Source organism: Shewanella sp. ISS20 (assembly GCF_056522965.1).
In genome coordinates this window covers 747,309-769,993 of record NZ_JAWRZK010000001.1, presented here as the reverse complement: position 1 = coordinate 769,993, position 22,685 = coordinate 747,309, and the positions used below count along the sequence as shown (strand labels likewise).

The 22,685-nt window shown below is 44.2% G+C and carries 19 protein-coding genes, 4 tRNA genes and 1 pseudogene; 13 read left to right on the top strand and 11 right to left on the bottom strand.

Annotated features, from left to right (window positions below):
• Window positions 1–15 precede the first annotated feature (15 nt).
• Window positions 16–1,026 carry a type I glyceraldehyde-3-phosphate dehydrogenase gene (gene gap / locus AC1HDP_RS03475; RefSeq protein ID WP_140932477.1) on the top strand — a complete coding sequence of 337 codons (1,011 nt, stop codon included), beginning with the start codon at window positions 16–18 and terminating at the stop codon, window positions 1,024–1,026.
• A gap of 278 nt (window positions 1,027–1,304) precedes the next feature.
• A pseudogene (locus AC1HDP_RS03470) lies at window positions 1,305–2,353 on the top strand (IS3 family transposase); the annotation flags it as partial.
• On the opposite strand, the gene tnpA reads toward AC1HDP_RS03470, so the two are convergent.
• The 5 genes from tnpA to zwf form a co-directional block, all read right to left on the bottom strand.
• Complete coding sequence (gene tnpA, locus AC1HDP_RS03465; protein ID WP_479637679.1) at window positions 2,330–2,470, bottom strand: IS66 family insertion sequence element accessory protein TnpA; 141 nt, start codon at window positions 2,468–2,470, stop codon at window positions 2,330–2,332. The pseudogene AC1HDP_RS03470 and the gene tnpA sit on opposite strands and share 24 nt — an antisense overlap.
• A gap of 223 nt (window positions 2,471–2,693) precedes the next feature.
• Window positions 2,694–3,335: a bifunctional 4-hydroxy-2-oxoglutarate aldolase/2-dehydro-3-deoxy-phosphogluconate aldolase gene (locus AC1HDP_RS03460; RefSeq protein WP_140932476.1), complete on the bottom strand. Its 642-nt coding sequence runs from the start codon at window positions 3,333–3,335 to the stop codon at window positions 2,694–2,696.
• 19 nt (window positions 3,336–3,354) lie between these two features.
• Entirely contained in the window at window positions 3,355–5,181 is a 1,827-nt protein-coding gene (gene edd / locus AC1HDP_RS03455; protein WP_479637678.1) for a phosphogluconate dehydratase, read from the bottom strand.
• 10 nt (window positions 5,182–5,191) lie between these two features.
• Window positions 5,192–5,896 carry a 6-phosphogluconolactonase gene (gene pgl, locus AC1HDP_RS03450; protein ID WP_479637677.1) on the bottom strand — a complete coding sequence of 235 codons (705 nt, stop codon included), beginning with the start codon at window positions 5,894–5,896 and terminating at the stop codon, window positions 5,192–5,194.
• An 8-nt stretch (window positions 5,897–5,904) separates the two neighbouring features.
• Window positions 5,905–7,371 carry a glucose-6-phosphate dehydrogenase gene (zwf, locus tag AC1HDP_RS03445; RefSeq protein ID WP_479637676.1) on the bottom strand — a complete coding sequence of 489 codons (1,467 nt, stop codon included), beginning with the start codon at window positions 7,369–7,371 and terminating at the stop codon, window positions 5,905–5,907.
• 315 nt (window positions 7,372–7,686) lie between these two features.
• Here zwf and AC1HDP_RS03440 point away from each other — a divergent pair, with 315 nt between their 5' ends.
• Window positions 7,687–8,541: a MurR/RpiR family transcriptional regulator gene (locus AC1HDP_RS03440; RefSeq protein ID WP_140932473.1), complete on the top strand. Its 855-nt coding sequence runs from the start codon at window positions 7,687–7,689 to the stop codon at window positions 8,539–8,541.
• A gap of 239 nt (window positions 8,542–8,780) precedes the next feature.
• Window positions 8,781–10,220, top strand: coding sequence for a pyruvate kinase (gene pyk / locus AC1HDP_RS03435; protein ID WP_479637675.1), 1,440 nt, complete (start codon window positions 8,781–8,783; stop codon window positions 10,218–10,220).
• A gap of 176 nt (window positions 10,221–10,396) precedes the next feature.
• Here pyk and psrA read toward each other — a convergent pair whose 3' ends face one another.
• On the bottom strand, window positions 10,397–11,029 hold the full coding sequence (psrA, locus tag AC1HDP_RS03430) for a TetR family transcriptional repressor PsrA (RefSeq protein ID WP_140934063.1): 633 nt from the start codon (window positions 11,027–11,029) through the stop codon (window positions 10,397–10,399).
• A 523-nt stretch (window positions 11,030–11,552) separates the two neighbouring features.
• Between psrA and AC1HDP_RS03425 the strand changes: the two genes are divergently transcribed.
• Together AC1HDP_RS03425 and AC1HDP_RS03420 are read left to right on the top strand one after the other, a co-directional pair.
• Window positions 11,553–12,077, top strand: coding sequence for a DUF4440 domain-containing protein (locus AC1HDP_RS03425; protein WP_479637674.1), 525 nt, complete (start codon window positions 11,553–11,555; stop codon window positions 12,075–12,077).
• Window positions 12,078–12,090: 13 nt separating this feature from the next.
• Window positions 12,091–12,552: a YchJ family protein gene (locus AC1HDP_RS03420; RefSeq protein WP_479637673.1), complete on the top strand. Its 462-nt coding sequence runs from the start codon at window positions 12,091–12,093 to the stop codon at window positions 12,550–12,552.
• 34 nt (window positions 12,553–12,586) lie between these two features.
• On the opposite strand, the gene AC1HDP_RS03415 is transcribed toward AC1HDP_RS03420, so the two are convergent.
• The 3 genes from AC1HDP_RS03415 to AC1HDP_RS03405 all read right to left on the bottom strand — a co-directional run bounded on the left by AC1HDP_RS03415 (window position 12,587) and on the right by AC1HDP_RS03405 (window position 15,837).
• On the bottom strand, window positions 12,587–14,779 hold the full coding sequence (locus tag AC1HDP_RS03415) for a putative bifunctional diguanylate cyclase/phosphodiesterase (protein ID WP_479637672.1): 2,193 nt from the start codon (window positions 14,777–14,779) through the stop codon (window positions 12,587–12,589).
• Between the two features lie 224 nt (window positions 14,780–15,003).
• Window positions 15,004–15,279: a DUF406 family protein gene (locus AC1HDP_RS03410; protein WP_479637671.1), complete on the bottom strand. Its 276-nt coding sequence runs from the start codon at window positions 15,277–15,279 to the stop codon at window positions 15,004–15,006.
• Window positions 15,280–15,354: 75 nt separating this feature from the next.
• Window positions 15,355–15,837 (bottom strand): VC2046/SO_2500 family protein, encoded by a 483-nt coding sequence (locus AC1HDP_RS03405; RefSeq protein ID WP_479637670.1) that lies wholly within the window; start codon window positions 15,835–15,837, stop codon window positions 15,355–15,357.
• A 127-nt stretch (window positions 15,838–15,964) separates the two neighbouring features.
• Here AC1HDP_RS03405 and AC1HDP_RS03400 point away from each other — a divergent pair.
• From AC1HDP_RS03400 to AC1HDP_RS03380, 5 genes are all read left to right on the top strand, one after another.
• Window positions 15,965–16,049: transfer RNA gene (locus tag AC1HDP_RS03400), tRNA-Tyr, on the top strand.
• Window positions 16,050–16,081: 32 nt separating this feature from the next.
• Window positions 16,082–16,166 (top strand) — tRNA-Tyr (locus AC1HDP_RS03395).
• A gap of 29 nt (window positions 16,167–16,195) precedes the next feature.
• Window positions 16,196–16,280: transfer RNA gene (locus AC1HDP_RS03390), tRNA-Tyr, on the top strand.
• Between the two features lie 77 nt (window positions 16,281–16,357).
• A tRNA-Tyr gene (locus AC1HDP_RS03385) sits at window positions 16,358–16,442 on the top strand.
• A gap of 178 nt (window positions 16,443–16,620) precedes the next feature.
• Window positions 16,621–17,697 (top strand): PLP-dependent cysteine synthase family protein, encoded by a 1,077-nt coding sequence (locus AC1HDP_RS03380; protein WP_479637669.1) that lies wholly within the window; start codon window positions 16,621–16,623, stop codon window positions 17,695–17,697.
• Between the two features lie 155 nt (window positions 17,698–17,852).
• On the opposite strand, the gene queE is transcribed toward AC1HDP_RS03380, so the two are convergent.
• On the bottom strand, window positions 17,853–18,521 hold the full coding sequence (gene queE / locus AC1HDP_RS03375; protein WP_479637668.1) for a 7-carboxy-7-deazaguanine synthase QueE: 669 nt from the start codon (window positions 18,519–18,521) through the stop codon (window positions 17,853–17,855).
• Window positions 18,522–18,657: 136 nt separating this feature from the next.
• On the opposite strand from queE, the gene queC reads away from it, so the two are divergent.
• A complete protein-coding gene (gene queC, locus AC1HDP_RS03370) occupies window positions 18,658–19,335 on the top strand; it encodes a 7-cyano-7-deazaguanine synthase QueC (RefSeq protein ID WP_479637667.1) in 678 nt (225 codons plus the stop codon).
• A gap of 1 nt (window position 19,336) precedes the next feature.
• A complete protein-coding gene (gene rrtA, locus AC1HDP_RS03365; protein WP_479637666.1) occupies window positions 19,337–19,906 on the top strand; it encodes a rhombosortase in 570 nt (189 codons plus the stop codon).
• A 173-nt stretch (window positions 19,907–20,079) separates the two neighbouring features.
• Here the strand turns inward: rrtA and uvrB are convergent, their stop codons facing one another.
• Window positions 20,080–22,113: an excinuclease ABC subunit UvrB gene (gene uvrB / locus AC1HDP_RS03360; protein WP_479637665.1), complete on the bottom strand. Its 2,034-nt coding sequence runs from the start codon at window positions 22,111–22,113 to the stop codon at window positions 20,080–20,082.
• Window positions 22,114–22,685: the final 572 nt, after the last annotated feature.

Sequence of the window (22,685 nt, the reverse complement as noted above, 5' to 3'; positions counted from 1 at the left end):
CCAGAGGGATATGAGATGACTATCCGCGTTGCAATTAACGGCTATGGCCGTATCGGTCGTAATATTTTACGCGCTTTATACGAAAGCGAAAAAAACTACCCAATTCAAATCGTTGCTATCAATGATCTTGGCGATGCTGCTATTAATGCTCACTTAACTAAGTACGATTCTGTGCATGGTCGTTTCAACGCTAAAGTTGAACACGATGCAGAAGCTATTTATGTTAATCAGGATAAAATCCTGACTTTCCAAGAGCGCGATCCTGCCAAACTGCCGTGGGCAGAATTAAACGTTGATGTAGTGTACGAATGTACTGGTATCTTTACTTCTAAAGAAGCTGTACAACCACACCTGAACGCTGGCGCCAAGAAAGTTATTATTTCAGCTCCAGGCAAAAACGTTGACGCTACTGTAGTTTACGGTGTTAACCAAGATGTGCTGACCGCTGATATGACAGTGATCTCAAACGCATCTTGCACCACTAACTGTTTAGCACCTTTTGTTAAGCCGTTAAATGATGAGTTAGGTATTGAATCTGGTTTAATGACCACTATTCATGCTTACACTAACGATCAGCGTTTATCAGATGTGTACCACACTGATTTACGTCGTGCTCGCGCCGCAGCTATGTCTATGATCCCAACTAAAACTGGTGCAGCTGCTGCCGTAGGTTTAGTGGTTCCAGAACTGCAAGGTAAGTTTGACGGTTTAGCGGTACGCGTACCGACTGTTAACGTATCTTTGGTTGACTTGTCGTTCATCGCTGCTCGCGACACGACAATTGAAGAAGTAAATGCCATCGTTGAACGTGCTTCTAAGCAGTTCCCATTGTCTGAAGCCTTAGCTATCAACAAAGAGCCACTGGTATCTATCGACTTCAACCACAATGCTTACTCTTCTAACTTTGATGCCACTCAGACTCGCGTCAGTGGTCGCTTAGTTAAAGTAATGTCTTGGTATGATAACGAATGGGGTTTCAGCAACCGTATGTTAGACAATACTGTAGCATTGATGAACGCTAAATAATTAGCCCAAGTTCATTAAATCCATAAAGCCTTTTAAGGCTATGATGCCAATCAGTTAAGCTGATTGGCATTTTTTATAGCTATCGCACGCGGTTTTTATAGATGTAAATCCAACGCTGTAAACGCTGGCATTATTGGTGCATACAGGCTCTATCCTTAACTCTACCGCAATTAAACCAGAACATCATGTTCTGGTCTAATTCCATCGGACACTTAATTTTGAGACAGTATGGTCAATAAATTAAGAGGTCTATATGAGTCTAAAAAAATCACATAAGAGTTAGCACGAGCCTGCTTTACAACTGGAAGGAAAAACACCAAGCCCTACAACAAGGTATCGCCTTAGAAGAATCGGAACGTGATGAGTTGAAAAGATTACGTAGAGAAAACAAAGAATTACGCGTGGAGAAAGAAATTCTAAAAAAGGCAAGTGCCTTCTTTGCGAGAGAAATGAAGTAAAATTTCGCTTCATCAAACAGCAATCAAACCTGTTCCCTATAGCAACGTTATGTCGAGTAATGAGTGTCAGTAAGTCAGGCTATTACGATTGGCATAAACGCCCCGCAAACGTGATAAGCCTTGAAACACTGAAGCTTTATCGCCTTGTTCGACAGCTATTTAAGCAAAGTCGAGGCAGCTTAGGGAATCATGAAATGGTGAAGAAATTGCGCAAGGAAGGCTACCAGGTTGGTCGCTATCTCGTTCGTAAAATTATGCATCGCCTTCGACTCAAAGCTACCCAGCGACGAGCTTACAAGGTGACGACACAGCGAAATCACTCTGATGCAGTGGCTGATAATCTGTTAAACATGAACTTTAACCCAGTATCCGCAAATCAGGTTTGGGCAGGTGACGTGACCTATTTAAAGACAGGTGAAGGCTGGATGTACTTGGCGGTGGTAATGGATTTATATTCACGCCGGATTGTTGGATGGCACATAGACAAGCGTATGACCACGGATTTGATATCTAAGGCATTAATGAAAGCCTACAGCCTGCGTCAACCGGCCAGAGGGCTGGTGTTTCACAGTGACCGAGGCTCACAGTATACCAGCAAGCAATTCGGTAAGCTGCTATCGAGCTATGGTATCCGAGCCAGTATGGGGGATGTGGGTGCGTGTTGGGATAATGCCGTCGTTGAACGTTTCTTTGGTAGTTTGAAACACGATTGGATTTTTAAAGTTGCTCAACCAACAAGGGAGTTTATGAAGCAAGATGTGACTGCTTACATGAAATATTACAACTTGGAGCGACTTCATTCTGCTAATGGTGATCTGTCACCTGTAGAATTTGAAAATTCTCAACTAAAAGTGTCCAATTTGGGTTGACCAGTACAATCCGCTAAGACTAAGCTTATACTGACGGCAAAAAGCGGTAATCGTTAAGCCGCTAGCGGGTTGCTGTTGTATCAAAACAGCCCAGTCTTCATGGGAACGTTTAGCCATATTAACTCCTGATATAATAGTCAGTCGTTAAGATAGAGGTTCAACGATATAAGCTGAAGATGTACTTGCCCGGACGCTTACCTTGTTAAAGCCTTATTCCACACTTAAAAAATCGATAAAAAAATCCGAGTTCTACTAGAGAACTCGGATTATTAGTGCATCTATGACTGAGCCATTAGCTTGCAATGACCAAGCTAGGAGCTAGCCCTGCAAGTGACTTGATTTACAGACCCGCTAATGCGCTCTTACATAAATCAGTAATACGCTGCCAATCACCGGCATCCATTGCATCTGTTGGTGCAATCCAGCTGCCACCGATGCAATCAACATTGGCTAATGCCAGATAATCGCGATAGCTGTTAGGCGTAATGCCGCCCGTTGGGCAAAAACGAATATCAGCTAATGGACCGGCAAAAGCTTTAAGGGCATTAACGCCACCAGAGGCTTCCGCTGGGAAAAACTTAAAGTGGGTATAACCTAAGTCCATACCCGCCATCACTTCAGAAATACTGGCAACACCTGGAATTAATGGCACAGTTCCAGCCATAGCCGCTTTCAGTAACGCAGGTGTAGCGCCTGGAGTGATAACAAACTGCGAACCCGCGTCAACGGCTTGCTGCAATTGCAGCTCAGTTAAGATGGTACCCGCGCCGACTAAGGCTTCTGGCACTTCTTCGGCAATTTTACGAATGGCTTCTAGCGCGCACGGTGTACGTAACGTCACTTCTAACACGCTGATCCCGCCCGCAACTAAAGCTTTGGCTAATGGCACAGCGTGTTCAATTTTATTAATTACCATCACAGGCACTATCGGGCTGCGAGAAAAGACATCTTGTGGTTGTAAAGTCCAATTGTTGCTTGGCATTGCTTTGTGTCCTCTGGAATTAATACTTTTCATCTATGGCTTGAGTGCAACGAGCACCGGTTTCTGGGCTAGACAGATTACTGCGCAGCGCGCCAAATAATTCGCGTCCCATACCAAAACTGTAATGACGCAGAGTCGGTAACTGACATTCTCTGGCCGCTAACTCATCTGCATTAACCAGCAGTGATAATTCACCGGTATTGGCATTAATACGCACTAAATCACCAGCTTGAATTTTGCTGATCATGCCGCCATCAAGGGCTTCTGGCGTTAAGTGAATGGCGGCAGGAACTTTGCCTGATGCGCCAGACATACGGCCATCTGTTAATAGTGCCACTTTAAAGCCTTGATCTTGCAGACTGCCTAAAATCGGCGTCAGCTTATGCAGCTCTGGCATGCCATTGGCTTTTGGCCCTTGACCTTTAACAACAACCACGCAATCACGATTCAATTCGCCAGCCTTAAACAAGGCTTCTAATTGATTTTGATCATCAATCACTACGGCTGGAGCTTCAACAACTCTGTGCTCAGGCGCCACCGCTGATACTTTAATGACAGCGCGGCCAAGGTTGCCCTTGATTAAGGTTAAACCGCCATTACTTTGGAAGGCTTTATCAACGCTTGTGATCACATCGGTATCTAATGATGCCGTCGGACCATCGACCCAAGTGAGCTCACCATCAATTAACTTAGGCTCCATGGTGTAAAGCTCAAGGCCATCACCTGCCACAGTTTTAACATCGGCATGCAATAAGCCAGCATCCAGTAATTGACGGATTAATAGCGCCATACCGCCTGCAGCATGGAAATGGTTTATATCCGCCTGACCATTTGGATACACTCGCGCCAGTAAAGGCACGGCATCTGATAATTCCGAGAAATCATCCCAATTGATGATAATGCCTGCGGCGCGAGCAGCAGCTACCATGTGCATGGTTAAGTTGGTGGAACCGCCAGTTGCCAGTAATGCCACAATGCCGTTAACAATGGATTTTTCACTGACAATATGACCAATTGGCGTGTATTGATTGCCCATTTCGCTTAAACGACATACTTGACGCGCTGCCGCTTTATTTAACGCCATACGCAGTGGATCATCAGGATTTACAAATGATGAGCCAGGTAACTGTAAGCCCATGACTTCGAGCATTAACTGGTTAGAGTTCGCGGTGCCATAGAAGGTACAAGTACCAGCACTGTGATAACTCTTTGATTCAACATCAAGTAAAGCATCACGTCCCACCTTGCCTTCGGCAAATAACTGGCGAATACGCGCTTTTTCTTTATTCGGAACACCTGAGCGCATTGGGCCGGCTGGCACAAATAAGGTCGGTAAATGGCCGAAACTTAAGGCACCAATCAATAAACCTGGAACTATCTTGTCACAAATACCCAGCAGCAAAGCACCATCAAACATGTTGTGCGATAAACCAACGGCAGTTGCCATCGCAATCACTTCACGGCTGAGTAAGCTCAACTCCATGCCAGGCTGACCTTGAGTCACGCCATCACACATGGCTGGAACGCCGCCGGCAACTTGCGCCACACTACCGACTTCCTGACAGGCATCTTTCAATAACTGCGGATAATCAGCATACGGTTGATGGGCAGACAACATGTCATTATATGACGTGATAATGCCAATGTTAGCCTTAGTAAATTGCTGCAAACTATGCTTGTCAGCTGGGCTACAGGCCGCGAAACCATGGGCTAAGTTGCCGCAACTTAAGCTAGAGCGGTGTACACCACGAGCCTTGGCTTCTTCTAACGCTTGTAAATAGGTAGCGCGTGTTTGCTGGCTACGGGCGATAATTCTATCGGTTACCGCGGATACTACTGAGTGCATTCTTGCCTCCTTAAGCACTCCAGTACACATCTACTGGAGTCTTGTGTTGTGCCAAAACAGCGCGAATTGGCATGGCGTGTATATCGTCACTGCTAAGCGCTTGGCGATACACTGAAAGTTTACTGTCGCCCACTAAATGCAAATAAATCTGACGGCTATTTAGTACCGCGGCGCGAGTCAAAGTAATTCGTGGATGCGGCGCGCTCACTGGATTAACAGCGCAGCACATAGCGTTTGATTCAAGCGCTTGGCTAAGTTCAGCCTCTTTTGCGCACGGGAACCAAGAGCAGGTATGGCCATCATTGCCCATGCCTAAAATCACCACATCAAATGGCCGCGGAAAATGCGCTAATGACTCACTCGTCAGGGCAGCGCCCTCTTCCGGGCTGATGTACATGTTTTTTAGACCGCAAAATTTGGCATTTGATGCCAAACCTTGCAGTAAATTGGCACGTACTAAGGCTTCATTTGAATCTTTATCATACAGCTCAACCCATCGCTCATCCGCTAACGTGATATAGACATCACTCCAATCAATGGCTTGCTCGCTTAAACGTTCAAACAACTTTAATGGTGTTGAACCGCCCGATACCACGAGGCTGGCACGGCCGCGAATATCAACCGCATCTTGCAATTGATTAGCGATGCGCTTAGCTAACTGAGTCTCTAATTCAATGGTTGAATCAAACGACTTAAATACGGTTTCAGCTATCATGATTGACCTCACTCGTCCCAAGAACGACCATCTTTGGTAATTAACGCGACCGAAGCAACAGGTCCCCAAGTACCAGCAGGGTAAGATTTTGGTTTTTCATTACTCAACTCCCACGACTGAATAATGCCATCAACCCACTTCCATGCTTGTTCCACTTCATCGCGGCGCACGAATAATGCTTGATTACCTAACATGGCTTCGAGCAATAACCGCTCATAGGCATCAGCAATACGTTCATTTTTGAAAGTATCGGTGAAGCTTAAATCGAGCTTAGTGGTTTGCAGGCGAGTTGTTTGCTCAAGACCTGGCACCTTGTTCATCATTTGAATTTCAACCCCTTCATGAGGTTGCAGACGAATGGTTAATTTATTCGGTGGCAGATTACGGCAGCTGGCGCGATATAGGTTATGTGGTGGGTTTTTAAAATACACCACAATTTCTGAGCTCTTGAACGGCATACGTTTGCCGCTGCGCAGATAAAAAGGAACGCCAGCCCAACGCCAGTTGTCGATATCGACTCGCAGCGCGACGAAGGTTTCAGTGTTGGAGTGAACATTGGCATCATCTTCTTCAAGATAGCCCGGCACTGGACTGCCCTTTAAGAAACCAGCGGTATATTGGCCGCGTACTGTGTTCTCATAGACATTGTCGGTATTAATAGGTCGCAATGACTTTAATACCTTCACTTTTTCGTCACGAATCGAATCGGCATCAAGATTCACTGGCGGATCCATGGCCACTAAGGTCAAGACTTGCAGTAAATGGTTTTGGATCATGTCGCGCATCTGGCCGGCTTTATCAAAATAGCCCCAGCGACCTTCAATCCCCACTTCTTCTGCCACAGTGATCTGGACATGATCAATCGTACGGTTATCCCACTTAGAGGCGAATAACGAGTTGGCAAAACGCAGTGCTATCAAGTTTTGTACAGTTTCTTTACCTAAGTAATGGTCAATCCGGTACACCTGATTTTCATTAAAGTAGGCAGATACTTGATCGTTAATTACTTTTGATGATGCTAAATCCGAGCCAATCGGTTTTTCTAACACCACACGGGTATCAGGCTTAATCAAGTTTTGTTCGTTAAGGGCTCGGCAGATATCGCCAAAAATTGAAGGGGGTGTCGCGAAATAGTTGACCATGACATGGTCAGGATGCAGCAGGTCATGAAAGGCTTTATACCCTTCTGACTCAGTAAAGTTAGTGCCGATATAATGACAACGCTTAATAAATCGCGCCAAGGTAGCTTCACATAAAGGCTCTTTAACAAACGTTGTTAACGCCATTTTGACTAACTCAATAAAATCTTCGTCCCTGAGATCATCTTTAGCAACACCAATAACTCTGGTATTGGCATTTAGCAGCTTAGCTTTATCTAGCTGATATAAAGACGGTAACAGCTTACGTCGAGCTAAATCACCTTTGGTACCAAATAACACGAAGTCACAAGCTTTGGTGGATTTTGATATGCTCATTGCAACAAACTCTCCTTAAGTCACCGAGTTCCCAAATCAAACTGTGAGGAAACCCACTGTTTTGTTGTAATATAACAACAGAATTTAGTATTTGCACCAAGATTTTTTCAATAATCAGGCATAGCGCAACTGGTCAGTTACCATACTTATCTGATATGCTTTTCCTTGCTAACTCACTGAGTCAGCAAGCCCTATTGACGACTACAACTATTTGGCAAACTTGCTGTTCTGAAAGTAAAACAAAATAATCCTGCCAATTTTGACCGTCATGAAAAAATAAAATTACATAAATGAAATTCAAGCGGATACTGGCCCATGAATACACTAGAAAAGGTTCAAAAAAACCTCAGTCATTTTAGCAAATCAGAACGTAAAGTTGCAGAAGTTATCCTGGCATCACCACAAACCGCTATTCATTCAAGCATAGCCACGCTCGCTAAGATGGCTGATGTCAGCGAACCTACGGTTAACCGTTTTTGTCGCCGTTTAGATACCAAAGGTTTCCCTGACTTTAAATTACATCTCGCGCAAAGCTTGGCCAATGGCACACCTTATGTCAGCCGCCATGTCGAAGAAGATGACTCACCTGAGTCTTATACCACCAAAATTTTCGAATCTTCGATGGCCTCTTTAGATACCGCTCGCCAAAGCCTAGATATCGCCGCCATTAATAAAGCCGTTGATATCTTAACCCAAGCGAAAAAAATCTCATTTTTTGGTTTAGGCGCATCAGCCTCAGTGGCTCACGATGCTCAGAATAAATTTTTCCGTTTTAACGTGCCAGTCATGTGCTTTGATGATGTATTAATGCAGCGCATGAGCTGTATTAACAGTGCTGAAGGCGATGTGGTGGTATTAATCTCCCACACAGGCCGCACCCGCTCGCTCGTCGATATGGCAAAACTTGCCCGTGAAAATGGCGCTGCTGTCATTGCCATTACCACCCGTAATTCACCGCTTGCCAATGAATGCACTCTACCAGTCACCCTTGAAGTACCAGAAGATACTGACATGTATTTACCAATGGCATCCAGATTAGCGCAATTAGTGGTGATTGATGTGTTAGCCACTGGGTTTACCTTACGCCGCGGCCCACGTTTTCGCGACAGCTTAAAGCGTGTCAAAGAAGCGTTAAAAGAATCTCGTATTCATATTGATCAACATCTTTAAGCAACATTCAATGCTGTAATGATTAACAACAAAACCGCGCCATTACTTCGCGGTTTTTTTATGGTTCAAGCTAAAATTTGACATCAAAACACTATTACCTAACTAAAATTAGCGCTACGTCACAATTTTAAGCTTGGCGGCCGTCATATAACTGATGTAATTTTACTACAATTTGGATTTGAGTCTGATACTATTGATTCAGAAGTTTTTATTAGTTTAAGAAACCACCGGAGTGACATATGTTCCGCAGAACCAAGATAGTAACCACCCTAGGCCCAGCCACCGATCGTGATGACAACTTACGCCGCATTATTGCTGCTGGCGCCAATGTCGTACGTATGAACTTTTCCCATGGCTCAGCAGAAGATCACTTATTACGTGCTGAACAAGTTCGTGCTATCGCTCGTGATTTAGGCGTTCATGTAGCCATTCTTGGCGATTTACAAGGGCCAAAAATTCGCGTTTCTACCTTCAAAGACAACAAAAAAGTTCATTTGCCACTTGGCCACCAATTTGTCTTAGATGCCGAGCTTGCCAAAGGTGAAGGCGACGAAAACCAAGTCGGTATCGATTACAAAGCCCTGCCTGATGATGTCAATATTGGTGACATCCTCATGCTGGATGACGGCCGCGTGCAGTTAGAAGTTGAGCAAGTTGTTGGTCGAAAAGTATTAACCCGCGTAGTTGTTGCTGGCCCATTATCAAACAATAAAGGCATCAACAAGAAAGGCGGCGGACTGTCTGCAGCCGCTTTAACTGAAAAAGATATCGCTGACATTAAAACAGCTGCAGCCATCAAGGTTGACTATTTAGCTGTGTCGTTCCCACGCAGCGGCGCTGATTTAGATTATGCTCGCCGCTTAGCGCAAGAAGCTGGTAGCAATGCCTTAATCGTAGCTAAAGTTGAACGCGCCGAAGCCGTTGCCACTGATGAAGCTATGGATGATGTCATCTTAGCCTCTGATGTTGTCATGGTTGCTCGCGGTGATTTGGGTGTTGAAATTGGTGATGCTGCACTTGTTGCTGTGCAGAAGAAACTCATCAGTCGTTCACGTCAATTGAACAAGGTTGTGATCACTGCGACTCAGATGATGGAGTCGATGATTACCAGCCCAATGCCAACTCGCGCTGAAGTGATGGACGTAGCAAACGCCGTGCTAGATGGTACCGATGCAGTAATGCTGTCGGCTGAAACTGCTGCTGGTGACTTCCCAGAAGAAACCGTTAAGGCCATGGCCAGCGTATGTGTTGGCGCTGAGTCGCACCCAAGCGTGAAATCATCTAAGCACCGCTTAGATTCTCGTTTCACTTCTATGGAAGAAACCATCGCGTTATCAACCATGTATGCTGCCAACCATCTGGAAGGTGTTAAAGCTATCATAGCCTTAACCGAATCAGGTGCTACGCCATTACTGATGTCACGCATTAGCTCATCACTGCCAATTTTCGGTCTGTCTCGACATGACACCACCTTAGCAAAAATGGCACTGTACCGCGGCGTGCAACCTGTGTACTTTGACTCAACAACTACCACTGATGGCCAAGTGCATCGCGTTGCCCTTGAGCAATTAACGGCTGCAGGTTATTTAGTGTCTGGCGATATGGTATTACTGACTAAAGGTGATGCCATGGAAACTGTCGGCGGCACCAACACTTGTAAAGTGCTGATTGTAGCCTAAAGTAATTCGAGCCCTAAAGGCTTAATAAAACCCGCTAATCGGCGGGTTTTTTATTATCTGCAGTATGTTAGGTGGTGATGAGGTAGCGTTTGGTTGCTCAATTTGCTCGCCTCATTTAACTGCACGAGTAAATAAACCCAAGTCACCGGCAAAGACATCCAAACAACCATCTAATCTTAAGTGGTGACAGCAACACCGGCAGCCATATACGGAATGACCCGTAGCAATACACCTTCGATATCTATCTTCTCATCAAAATCAGCGGCAGCAATTTCACGCAAGGCATCGGCTGACGCCATAGTGAACACAATCGTACCTAAAGTGAAATGTAAGCGCCAAAACATCTCTTCTGGCGGAATATGCGGCGCACTTTTAGAGATGGCAGCCACAATACTTTGCAAGTGTTCCGCATAGTGAGTGGTAATAAACCAACGAAGATGTCCCTGACTTTCAATATAACCGCGGCCTAATAACTGCAAGAAGATAGTGGTGCCTTCTTCCCGTAATTTATTAAGATCTAATAATGGCCGAACTAACGAGGTAAATATTTGCCGTAAGCTAGCGTTGTCATGTTGCTGCTGGCATAAGGCAATTTGCGCAGACGCTTTGGGCATAAAAACATCTAAGTAGCGCGCCAGCACAGCGCGAATTAATTCTTTTTTGGAACCAAAATGATAATTAACTGACGCTAAATTAACTTCAGCCTTACTGGTGATAAGCCGAAGCGATGTTTCAGAGAAGCCACGTTCTGCGAACAATTTTTCAGCCGCATCTAATATTCTGGTTTTGGTATCGGTTCGACTGACCATCATTTTGCTCCCCAAATTTAAACACGCGTTTAAATTAAACATTGGTTAACAAGTTGTCAAACATTAGATAGCAGTTAAGGTGCTTCCACAGCGCTTTTATCGTTGCTTAAGTGTGCCTACAAATTAAGCTGATAATGTTATCCGTTTCAAACATTCAAAGTGAATGCATGTGCCGTATATTATACTGCGCTCATTCTGCAATTATTGCGGCATAATTATCTTGCAAATATCGCAGCGAATGTTGAAAACAAGTCTTTACTATTTGTATATTCGCCCGCAGTTAAGCGCAGGAGATGCCATCATCAGCCCAAATAGCACCTACGTGATACGGAAATACTATTTATTCACGCTTAAATAGCGCAAAACCAGAGGTATTACACATTTTGTAATACTCTAACGCTATCAAGTATTGCTCAGCTTGTTTATAGTGAGCGCATGATTGTCATTTACCAGTTAATCCATGAAATATCTTTCTAAGTCGTTGTTGTATTTAACTTGTTTCTCAATTGGTGCGCTGTTTTTTTTGCCAACTTATGCACAGACCGAGCAGGGAGCGTCACCAGTAAATGCCAGCACTATTGACTTAGATGATAAGCTTAATCAGCATTATCAGATCCTAACCCAAGCCTTTGAGCGTTTAGATGCTAAGGCTGTCGCTACTATGTATACGCAAGATGCTGTATTCATTCCAGAAAATAGCAGTACGTCTATCATCATAGGCCAACAGGCTATCAGCGTATATTACCAAGATTTTTTTAATAAAGTCGCCCAAAAAAATGCCAAGCTAGAAATTGATTTTCGCGTACTCATGCGCCAATACCAAACGGGCAGCATTACTGATAATGGCTATTATTTGGTGAGCTATATTCCGGCACCAGAAACCGGTGATGCTCCGACCCATTTTGCGGGTAAGTTTGTTTTGCAATTTATTTTGCAGCAACAACAATGGTTAATACAAACCGAAGCAAGTTTACGCGCCGATTCTAGTTTGTATTACCAGACAACACAACAGCAAAACTGGTATCATAGCCGCCAATTTCAGCCCTAGTTTAGCCAAGATAATGTCAGATATTTCCCGTTGTAATTGTGGTAGCAGCAAACCTTATAGCGCTTGCTGTCAACCACTGCATATGCAAACTCGCTATGCCGAGTCCGCAGTTGAACTAATGCGCTCACGTTTTTGTGCTTTTGCCCGCCAGCAATATCCCTATTTATTAGCGACCACCCATAAAGATTTCCTTGGTAATCTCACTTTAGAGCGTTTAGCCCAAGCTCCTGTAAATTGGTTAAGCCTTGAGATTGAACAAGAAGAGCAGCAGGCGACACGCGCCACTGTGACTTTTAGCGCCTGGTATCGCAGTGATGGGGAAATAGATGCCATTCATGAACGCTCGCGCTTTGAACTCGTCAATCAACGCTGGTTTTATACCAATGGCGATCACTTAGCGACACGTTTTCCGAAACGCAACGATCCTTGTGTCTGCTTAAGTGGTAAAAAAAGTAAACAATGCTGCTGGCGTTAACTATCAACCTTGCTGAGTTTTACAACGCCAACAACTACGCATTTTCTGCATAAGCCTGTTGGTGCTGAACAATAAACTGCATAAAGTCTTTTTGTCGCAGCGCAGGGCTGTATAAATATCCCTGCGCATGATGGCATGCGTTATCCATAAGGAATTTTTCTTGCGCTAAGGTTTCCACCCCTTCTGCCGTCAATGAAATATTCAATGCCTTTGCCATGGCGATAATGGCACTGACTATCTCACGGCTTTCGTGACTGCTAGTAATATCAGCAATAAAAGACTGATCGATTTTCAACTTACTAATGGGGAACTGCTTAAGGTAGCGCATCGAGCAATAACCAGTACCGAAATCATCAATAGCAAGACCTACGCCGATATCAGTCAACTCTTCGCATAATTTAGTGGCGTACTTAATGTCTTCCATTAACTCGGTTTCAGTGATTTCTAAAATCAAACGTTGTGGCTGTAATTGATAACGAGTCATTAAGTGCCACACTTGCTGAAATAAATTACCACTGAAAAACTGCCGAGCTGACACGTTAACGTGCATGCATAAATCTAGGCCTTGTTGCTGCCATAGGTATAATTGCTTACATGCCGAGGCCAATATCCAAGCACCAATCTCAATAATGAGTCCAGTTTGCTCGGCTATTGCCATAAAGCAATTGGGAGACACAGTGCCTTTAGTCGGATGATGCCAACGCAGCAAAGCTTCAGCGCCAATATAACGCTGTTGCTGTAAATGCATTAAAGGCTGGTAATACATCTCAAATTGATGATTGCAAATAGCAAGGCGTAAATCACGTTCCGTATCTGCAGCTTGCTGAAAGTCTTCCAACAGACTTTGACTAAAGAATTGAATAGCTAAACCCACTTTATTTTTTGCATGTTGCACGGCAATATCAACGCAAGCTATGGGAGACATGCTGTAGGTCATATCACCTAAATTAACCATAGCCAACGCCGGCTTTGGGCTAACTTGTTCTGAGCCAATATAAATGACCTGACTTAAATGGCTTAATAAACTTGCCGCCACAGATTCGATATCAATGGCGTTATTATCATCAATAACTATGGCAAATTCATCTGACCCCACTCGAGCAATCAGTTTTGCACCGTAATTATCGCCAAAACTCGTTAATCGCCGCGCGGTTTCAATTAATAAATCATCGCCTTGTTCATGGCCATAAGTATCATTAAAACGTTTAAAACCGATTAAATCGATTAAAATCAAATAACCTTGCTGACAATGCTCAAGTGCAAGGTTGAAATGTGAGCGATTATATAAATTCGTTAAACTGCAACGCCATGCAAGGCGCTCAAGTTCTGAGTGAATAAATATGTCGTGGGTATTATCTTTAGCGGTTATTAAAGCGACATACTGACCTTGTTCGGTAATAAACGGACTCGCATGATAGGCAAAGTAATAACACTTTTTCGCATCTAAGGTTAATGCCAACTCACCTTCTGCGTGCTTACCTTGGCGTAAATTCTCAATCACTTGCTTTATGATGGCAGGATGTTGTTTAAATGACTCAGTGTCAGTCACACTTTTTCCATCAATCACTGCATTCGATAAACCTGGAAAGTTGAGATAGGCACAATTAGCATAACTAATGGTTAAGTTTTCTAAATCCACCAACAAGGTAATTTGATCGGATTGCGCTAACGCACTGCGAAATTGAGTTAATAAGTCTTGTTGTTGATAACTTTGCTGCGTTGCTAACGTTAATGCTAACTGGTCGGCTAATTGACTAACAAAATTAATTTCTTCCTGTTGCCAGCAAGCGTCAGGCACTAAAGATTCAAGACAAATGATCCCTTCTAAATGACCATTAATTCTTACCGCGACATCAAGCGTCGATGTTATCGCGCGTGGCGCTAAAAATTGACCATAAAGCTCAGATACACGCTCATCAAAATTAGCGGTACTGGCATTAATAAAACAATGTTGCAGTAAATAGTCTAAATAAGCAGGGATAGTCGCTAAGTCGTTAGGTCGAATGGATGCGCATGGAAATGTCAGGGTTTCATTTAAAAAACGCTGACAAATAGGCTGTTGCACTGATTGCCGTTGATCTAATCGCCAAATAGTTAGGCAGTCTACCGCCAAAGTTTGGTTTAAGGTGTCAGCAATTAATTCCGCTACAGCTAAAAAATCACCTTTAGCCTTAGCTGTTGAGTTAACCACTGACCTCACTAATAACTGAAAATGACGAGTGTCCACTCTTATCCCTACATAAAATATCAGTATGTCTGACTTATGATTATTAAATCGACTATTGGCGATTTATTAATTGAGTAATAGCTCTGCGAGTGCAATTTCTTATTTATACGCAGTACGTAAAAATACCAATAAAAAAGAGTCACGAAGAAGCTAACAAGGCAGCAACCTATGACTCATTATTGTTAATCATGCGACTATGATTACAGCTGATCAAACAATTATGGTTATAGTCCGTGTTGTAACTGGAAAATCATTTTTTCAGCGCTGATGCCAAAGGTTAAACTTAATTTCACGGCATCATCTTGTGGTGCCATGCTAATTTCTACATCAGCAAAACGGGCTTTGGCGCTGTCGGCTAATACTTTTGCGCGCTCTGCAGTCACTATCATATCCAAGTGATTATTATCAGCATCAATCACTGCACCGATATCAATATAACTACCGCAATCAGTACAAGTATCATTGACCGATTGTAATTGAGCTTCACGAATAGATTTCATACCATTTCTCTATGCTAAATTTAGACTTAGCTATTATAAGAGGGCTAGCGCGAGTCTCCAAGCATAAGCCTTAACTTATAGCGAAGAATTAATCATTAATCGCTGCGCGTGCAGTTGATCACATAAATGTGGCACTTCTCGTACGTTTGTTAACTCAATTTCTTGATTAAGGCTGCGCTGTTTAACCGTATGACTGCAATTATTTAATACATCGAGTAAATCACCAGGCCAATGACCAGCAAATAACAACGGCTCAGGCAATAAACTGTGGCGTAATCTAAATCCTGCCATTGAATCGTTAAAAAAACTTTGACTATGATCCAAACCTGTCATTTTCGTCATATCAACAACCAAGGCTTGTGGTTCACTAACATCAAATTGTCGCCGTAATTGCGCCTCCCCTTGCTCTTTCTTGAGGCCAAATTGTGCCATATCGCGAACATCAGCCGACAATAAACTCAGTAATAACGCAAATTCCCCCCGCCGCTGCGCGGCGAGGGCGAGATTTAAGCGACTACCTAGGTCTAACTCGTTGATGACATTGACATCAATCAGCATAAAAAAACACCACAAAAACAAGCCGTTGATACTTAATCGACCAGTCGAGTCATAACTTAAGGATTAATTGCATGTAAGCACTTTACAAGCCTAAATTTTATGAATACTATTCAGCCCGCAATTGAGAGGAGGGGTTCCCGAGTGGCCAAAGGGATCAGACTGTAAATCTGACGGCTCAGCCTTCGAAGGTTCGAATCCTTCTCCCTCCACCATCAATTGCGGCAAACAACAGACAATAAGAATGGGAGGGGTTCCCGAGTGGCCAAAGGGATCAGACTGTAAATCTGACGGCTCAGCCTTCGAAGGTTCGAATCCTTCTCCCTCCACCATTATTTCTTATTATCTAGCGTTTACTCGTGGAGGGGTTCCCGAGTGGCCAAAGGGATCAGACTGTAAATCTGACGGCTCAGCCTTCGAAGGTTCGAATCCTTCTCCCTCCACCATTTTTCGTTTGCTCATTGAACGAATAACACTTCTGGCCAAGAAGTGTTGCTACAACAAGTTACAACAATTTAGATATGGAGGGGTTCCCGAGTGGCCAAAGGGATCAGACTGTAAATCTGACGGCTCAGCCTTCGAAGGTTCGAATCCTTCTCCCTCCACCATCTAAACCTCCTATTTATCATTCAAGACATTCAACATCTTTTTTTCGTTACCTTCTTTATATCCCCAATAAGTTCTACAGCACTACTTACACAGTTCTCATTGTTATCTTACATATACTTACCCACTAAAGTTATTTATCATCTTTACTTCGACTATCCCTCAGTCAAGAGTCCGATTATGACGCAAACTTGGGTCAAACAAGCCATAGCTAAGATAGAAGCTGATTTCCAACGCAGCGCAGATACTCATCTGATTAAGTTAGACATTCCCTGTTTAACCCATATAGATATTTATTTAAAAGATGAAAGTACCCACCCGACCGGCAGCTTAAAGCATCGCCTCGCCCGTTCACTATTTTTATACGCCTTATGTAATGGCTGGATAAAACAGGGCACGACTGTCATAGAGTCCTCCTCTGGCAGCACAGCGGTCTCAGAAGCCTATTTTGCTAAATTGCTTGGCCTGCCCTTTATTGCTGTTATGCCCAAAAGTACCGCTAAGAAAAAAATCCAACAAATCGAATTCTATGGCGGCCAATGCCATTTTGTGGATCACAGTAATCAGATTTATGCCGAATCTGAGCGCCTAGCTGCAAAACTTAATGGCCATTATATGGATCAGTTCACTTATGCTGAGCGTGCCACCGACTGGCGCGGTAACAATAACATCGCTAATTCTATTTTTAGCCAAATGACCATGGAGCCGCACCCTATTCCGACTTGGGTAGTGATGAGCCCAGGAACTGGCGGCACTTCAGCAACCATAGGGCGGTATATTCGCTACCAACAACTTGATAGTAAGCTATGTGTGGTTGACCCAGAGCACTCGGTGTTCTTTGACTATTTCAACACAGGCAATGCCAAGATCACCAGCGAGAACGGCAGTAAGATTGAAGGCATAGGTCGCCCGCGCGTGGAACCTTCATTTATCGCCGGAGTGGTGGATGCTATGCTCAAAATCCCCGATGCGGCGGCGATAGCAACGATTCATTGGTTAGAGCAAGTGATTGGCCGCAAAACTGGGCCATCGACCGGAACCAATTTATTTGGTGCCTTGGTGTTAGCAAGTGATATGCAGCAACGCGGCGAGCACGGCAGTATAGTGACACTACTTTGCGATTCGGGTGAGCGCTATTTAGATACTTATTATGATAAGGATTGGATTGCCGCCAACATAGGTTGCTATCAAGCTTATGCAGATACACTGGTGCAATTTAACCAAGATGGCCAATTGTCGCTGACCACTTGTCTATAATGCACGGCTTAACAGCCAATAAACCGCGTCAATCCAATTAAATGCCACAAAAAATCCGAGGCCAATTAAGCGACTCCGATTTTTAATCTATGGCAGTAAAGTATGCAGTCAAGCCAAGCGGCTATGGCATTTAATACTCAAGCCATTGGCAGGCTTCAATCAATATTCAGATACTTATGAGTCTGCACCGATAAGCGCCAATTGCGGGCAATGCAAGTCGCCATGGCGAGCTCAGTAGCCCGAGCCTGTTGGCTAATAGGTTGTAAACACATCACTTTCGCGCTGATATCTATGCCATTAAGCGCTTCATCGAGTTGATCGATATGCTTTTGCTGCGCTATCGGGTGCTTAATTTCATTGGCACGGTTTAACGCTTGCGCCAGTACCGCCATCCCACCTTTCATGTTGATTTTTGGCGAAACTGTGACCCAAGTGTCGACCGCGCACGCTACGGTATAAGTACCACTGGTCTCAATTTGACAGTGGTAACCCGCATCATGCAAGGCTTGGGTTAACTCTGTTAAGTCGTGAATACACGGCTCACCGCCGGTGATCACTACATGTTTAGCAGTAAAGCCCTTAGCACTAAATGCGGCCAACAAACTGGCAGCGTCATGCCAAGCCCAATGGCCTTTAACACCGTCGACGTCAATAACCACATCACGTTTAACTTCTAACGTGGGTTGGCGCTCCCAAGTATGACGGGTGTCACACCAACTACAAGCCACAGGGCAACCTTGTAACCGCACAAAAATGGCGGGAACACCGGTATAAAAGCCTTCACCCTGAATTGTTTCAAATACTTCATTAACTGGATACTGCACTTCTTTTCTCCGGCTTAAACAGCGCTGCTGTTATAACTAAGTTAGGCGGTAACTACAAGCTTAGCGTCAAGTTTCGGTTTAAATCCTGCCGCAGTCAGTTACAATATCGTCTTTATTTAATAGTAAGGTTTTCGTTATGTCTGCAGCCGTGGTGGTTTTTAGTGGTGGTCAAGATTCAACAACTTGTCTTATTCAGGCCCAGCAAAAGTACCAACAAGTGCACGCCATTACCTTTGATTATGGCCAGCGCCATCGTCAAGAAATTGAAGTGGCTAAAACCTTAGCAGCCCAATTAGGTGTCGCCAGCCATAAAGTGCTGGATGTGACTATGCTCAATGAGCTTGCCATCAGTGCCCTCACCCGTGATTCCATTGCCGTCTCTAATGAGCTCATGGATAACGGCTTACCTAATACTTTTGTTCCTGGTCGCAATATTTTATTTTTAACCTTAGCTGGCATTTATGCCTATCAGCTCGGCGCCGAGGCAGTGATCACTGGGGTATGCGAAACCGATTTCTCTGGCTATCCAGATTGCCGTAATGACTTTGTTCAAACTATGGCTAACGCCTTAGTATTAGGCATGGATAGAGAGTTAGCCTTAGTCACCCCGCTGATGTGGTTAGATAAAGCACAAACCTGGGCACTAGCCGACAGTTTGGGCGCGCTAGAATTAGTGCGCGATCATACCCTGACTTGTTATAACGGCATTATCGGCGCGGGTTGTAAAGAATGCCCAGCCTGCTTACTCAGAAGCAAGGGCTTAGCTCAATACCAAGCCAATAGTCCTGAAATCTTAGCCAGTTTACCTAAGTAAGATGGAGCTTAAGCGCTTAAATAATCACTGGGGATTTTGTTTATCCTTAGCCTGCTTAATGCTGCTGGCTTATGTTATCGATCCTAACCACTTAAGCTATCAGCGCTCTAGCGTTGCAGCTGGCGCTTGGTGGCAACTATTTAGCGCTAACATACTGCATACCAACGCTTGGCATTTGGCGATGAATCTCGCAGGGCTACTGATTATTATGACGCTATTTCCTTGGCGTTTAAGCCTAAAAAACCTATGGACTTTGTTTTTGCTGTTGTCATTAATTCAAGGCATTGGCTTATTCTTGTTTTACCCCACTACCTTAGGGTTTGTCGGCTTAAGTGGCATTTTACATGGCTTATTTGCTTATGCCGTGGTGCAAGACTTGCGGCGTAAAGATAAATGGGGAGTGATTTTACTGATGGCACTGGCGGCAAAAATCATCGCGGAGCAAACATTAGGCCCACAAGCCTTGTCGAGTCAGTTGATTGGCGCCCGAGTTGCCGATGAATCCCATTTGATTGGCGCGATTGCAGGCTTGTTTTTAGGGCTGCTATTACCTTTTAAGAAAGGAATTTAAGAAAGGCATTTTAAGAACTGTCTTATGATAAAACGTCATTTAATAATCATTTAAAAAGCGCCGCTGTTAACCCTTTTGCGATATTGTTAGTCTAGGCAACTGCTCCCCCAAAATGGTTTGGGGAGCGGTTACTCAGCAATTACATTCAAGCCTTACACTGAATAATTCAATCACTAAGCTTTTAGCAGTTCTTGCCTTAATAACTGCACTTGATCGCGTACACTCGCCGCTTGCTCAAACTCAAGTTCGCGCGCATGTTGATGCATTTGTTTCTCTAGCCGCTCAATCTCTTGACTAATGTCTTTAACGCTGCGACTCGGTAAATCGGAAGCTCTGACCCCAGGGCGATTAGCTCTTGAATAACGCTGACTCGTCTGATTGCGGCGCTCATCGCCCTCACTGCCATCGCCCATATCCATCACATCAGTAATGCGCTTGGTTAAACTCGTTGGCACTATGCCATTGGCAATGTTGTGGGCATGCTGTTTCTCGCGGCGCCGCTCAGTCTCTCCCATCGCTTTAGCCATAGAGTCAGTGATTCTATCAGCATATAAAATCACTTTACCGTTAATGTTACGGGCGGCTCGGCCTATGGTTTGAATTAACGAGCGCTCAGAACGCAAGAAGCCCTCTTTATCGGCATCCAAAATACACACCAGCGACACTTCTGGCATATCTAAGCCTTCGCGTAATAGGTTGATGCCAATTAATACATCAAAAACACCTAATCTTAAATCGCGAATAATCTCAGTGCGCTCCACTGTATCTATATCTGAGTGTAAATAGCGCACCCGAATGCCATGTTCATCCAAATAATCCGTTAAATCTTCGGCCATACGCTTAGTTAAGGTAGTGACTAACACCCGTTCATCAATGGCGATGCGCTTGCGGGCTTCGGATAACAAATCATCCACTTGAGTACTGACTGGCCTAACTTCAAGCTCGGGATCGAGTAATCCCGTTGGCCGCACCAATTGCTCGGCAATATCAGTACCACTTTTTTCAAGCTCATATTTGGCTGGTGTCGCCGACACATAAATCGTTTGCGGCATTAAATCCTCAAACTCTTCAAACTTTAACGGTCGGTTATCCAGTGCCGATGGCAGTCTAAAACCATATTCTACTAAGGTGGTTTTGCGCGATCTATCGCCTTTATACATGGCGCCAATTTGCGGCACTGTGACATGAGATTCATCAATGATCATCAAGCCATCGGCGGGTAGATAGTCCAGCAAGGTCGGCGGACTTTCACCAGGGTTACGCCCAGATAAGTAGCGTGAATAATTTTCAATGCCAGAGCAATAACCTAGCTCCACCATCATCTCGATGTCATATTGCACTCGCTCAGAAATTCTTTGTTCTTCAATGAGCTTGTGGTTTTCGAGTAGTTGCTTTTTACGTTCGACAAGTTCAACTTTAATCAGCTCAGTCGCCGCCAGTATGGTTTCTCTTGGCGTCACATAATGACTTTTGGGATAAATAGTGGTCCGAGCTAAACGCCGATTGACTTGGCCCGTCAAAGGATCGAATTCGCTGATGCGCTCAATTTCGTCATCAAATAATTCGACACGAACGCCGTGATTTTCAGCATCTGCCGGAAAAATATCAATCACTTCTCCGCGCACCCGAAAAGTGCCACGATCAAACGCCATGTCATTGCGCTTATATTGCAGATCAGTCAGGCGCTTTAAAATATCGCGCTGCCCCATAGTGTCACCTTGGCGCAGGTGCAACAGCATTTTTAAATACAGCTCAGGATCACCCAGACCATAAATCGCTGACACAGAGGCAATCAGCACCACATCACGCCGCTCTAATAAGGCTTTGGTGGCAGAGAGACGCATTTGCTCAATATGAGCATTGACCGAGGCATCTTTCTCGATAAAGGTGTTTGACGCCGGCACATAAGCTTCGGGCTGATAATAATCGTAATAAGAGACAAAATATTCGACGGCGTTATTAGGAAAGAACTCTTTCATTTCCCCGTAGAGCTGCGCCGCAAGGGTTTTATTGGGCGCCATGATAATAGTCGGGCGACCTAAATTGGCAATGACATTGGCCATAGTAAAAGTTTTACCTGAGCCAGTCACTCCTAATAGAGTTTGGTGAGCCAAGCCACTTTCGAGCCCTTCTGTTAATTGAGCGATCGCTTTAGGTTGATCGCCTGCCGCTTGATAAGGCGCAACCAGTTCAAACAACTTTGACACTGTATCCTCTCTTTTTACCCGTTAGTGGTTTTTTACTGAAACTACACTGGCACATTAGTACTAGTTTCAACTTATCGCAGTGATTTATGCTAAAAAACCCAACAAAATAACAATTTAATTCATAAACAAATGGCGAGCAATTGTTACAAAGTTGCGACATTTGGCAACCTACCTATCAGCCACAAGCGCCAAGATTAAGTCACTGTTTATAAACACATTTAAAAAGTGCAACTAGATTTGGACATTTTAAGTCCAACCCAGTCTACATCGGACTTTGCGGGGTACTATACTCAGTAACCCACAAGTTTATCCACAGAAACAGTGGATAAGTGATTGGGAACCTTGACTCATAAGGGTTTGCTCTCGCACCAGCGAATAAGAGTGAGGCATCGCAAAAGTTGTAATTTTATGACATTTGAATCTAAGCCGTAACTATTCGTACCGACTGACTCACATTGCTGAGCCTGCAAGATAAAACTATTGGCTGAATTGATAGCTGCTTGCCTACTCGCTATGGCTGCGAGCCGTGAATGTAGCGTGATATTGCCCAGTGATAAATTCGGTCACCTTGA